Genomic DNA, 1,991 nt, shown 5'->3' with positions numbered 1-1,991 from the left:
GCCTTCCGCCAGGGCGCGGTGCGCGTCACCCAGCTCGACATCCGGCCGCAGCCGCCGGAAAAGGAAGACAAGCTGTCGGTCTGGCCATACTGGGCGACCAAGATGCGCACGTCATCCTCGCAGGCCGAAGGCGCCGAGCGCGAATTCCAGGTGGCGACGCTTGAATTCATCGGCGAAAACGGCCAGCTGACCGGGGTCAAATGCTGCGAAGTCGACGAAAAGCGCAAGCCGATCGCCGGCACCGAATTCGTCATCCGCGCCGATCTCGCGTTCATCGCCATCGGCTTTGCCGGGCCAGCCGCTCGCGGGCCGGTGTCGGAACTGGCCGGCCAGATGAAGATCGCCATTGACAGCCGCCGCTCGAAGAATGTCGAGGCCAATGACCGGGACTACAGGACCAGCGTCGAAAAGCTCTATGCGGCGGGCGACGTGCGGCGCGGCCAGTCGCTGGTCGTCTGGGCGATCCGCGAGGGCCGCCAGGCGGCGCGCGCCATCGATGAGGCGCTGATGGGATCGAGCGTGCTGCCGCGCTGAGTCCGTCTCGAGACCCTACTTGTGCGGCCACCTGAAGGCGCTTTCCGCCCTTCCGCTGCCCCGGGCAGCTTACGGACTGATCGCCGTGGTCGTTTCGGTTGTGGCCCCGGCCGCAGGCTGCCGCCTTGGCGGCCAAGAAAAATCGTCGGCGCGGCCGGGCGCAGCAGCGGGCGCCTTGCCCTCGACGACGAATTTTTCACCGGGCCCGTCCGGCTTGGCCGGCGCTGCGGCACCGAGAAGTTCCGAACCGCCGTCGAGTGCCGGTGATTGCGAGTCGGCGTCGGTAGCCGGGTCGGCGGCCTCAGTCTTTTCCTTCGAGGGTGGACTACGTTACTGGCCAGTACCGGCAACGCATCGAAGGAACTTTACAATCATAAAGGTACGTCACTGGTCTCGCGGCTCACCTATGACGATCTAGACGCGCATTCGAGTCCACAATCCGACTGGCATTTTCGTAAAGGCCTCCTCGGTGCGGGCGGCATCAGGGAGGATTTTCTCATGACGAGGACTTCTTACGGAAATGGGGGGCTACTCAAACACATTCAGTGATCAGCGCGGGGGCGGCGTCAGCTATTTCACCGCCGATCTTGGATATAATTTCTTGAACTCACCGCGCTACCGCATCGGTGCTTTTGTTGGCAACAATTTCTGGCACGAGAGCTACGATGCTTTCGGTTGCACGCAGCAGGCGACCAACTGGGGAACCTGTGTGCCAACCGTCCCACCTACGTCAACCTCTCAGCCAGGACAACGATTGGCATTCGCTGCGACTCGGCTTGGCCGGGCAGACGCAACTCACCGAGCGACTCAGCCTTTCTGGTGACGTGGCGTTCCTCTTCACGCGGCTCGACGGCAAAGAGCAGCACCACATGCGCCCAAGATCAAGCTAATTCCCGAAGACGGCGATGGGCATGGCGTCCAGCTCGAGGCGGTGTTGCGGCCGTGGCGAATAACGGCACCGCTCATTTCGAAGAGGCAATGGGCGGTCGTGGTTCCCCGCAGGCCGACGATTGGAAGGCAAAGCGCTACGGCGTTTTCGTGCAGGCTAGCATCAAGTTCAACTGAGAGAGCAAGAACCGAGGAGAGCGGCGATGCCACTCCAGCTCATTACGATCATTGGATCAACAGAAGGAAGTTTTCCGAAGAGTTTTGCAAGCGTGCGCAAAGTCGCCAGACAAAGTTCTCTCGGTCCATAGTGTACGTGCCGTCACGCCCGTTCTCGACATGGTTGAATGATACGTCCCGCGCGATCGATCAAAGTCGTTTTTCATTGGTTTTCCGGAAATCGCGGGGAGCACAGCGTGCTGTGACCCTCGCCTGCTGGTTTTCTGTCAACGCGCAGATGAGGGAGAATGAGCGTACAGCAAAAATCATCAGTGCTGTCGCTTTCGCCAAAGCCCGCCGCAGCTAAACGGGGTCCCACGCCCGGTAGCGCCCCCTGCCGGTCACCTCACGGA

The 1,991-nt window shown here is 61.5% G+C and carries 2 protein-coding genes and 1 pseudogene; 1 reads left to right on the top strand and 2 read right to left on the bottom strand.

All coding sequences use genetic code 11. The features are described 5' to 3' along the window. A partial coding sequence (locus EN939_RS31985; RefSeq protein ID WP_164751413.1) for an FAD-dependent oxidoreductase occupies positions 1-534 on the top strand: 534 nt, incomplete at its 5' end. A gap of 69 nt (positions 535-603) precedes the next feature. On the opposite strand, the pseudogene EN939_RS39485 reads toward EN939_RS31985, so the two are convergent. Further along, positions 604-798, bottom strand: a pseudogene (locus EN939_RS39485) (DUF459 domain-containing protein); the annotation flags it as partial. 1,143 nt (positions 799-1,941) lie between these two features. Beyond that, positions 1,942-1,991, bottom strand: a 50-nt coding sequence (locus EN939_RS40130; RefSeq protein ID WP_442919582.1) for a helix-turn-helix domain-containing protein, incomplete at its 5' end; no start/stop codon positions are given.

The sequence above is a fragment of the Mesorhizobium sp. M7A.F.Ca.CA.002.05.1.1 genome, from assembly GCF_003998335.1.
Taxonomy (GTDB): Bacteria; Pseudomonadota; Alphaproteobacteria; order Rhizobiales; family Rhizobiaceae; genus Mesorhizobium.
This window is presented reverse-complemented; position numbering and strand designations above follow the sequence as displayed.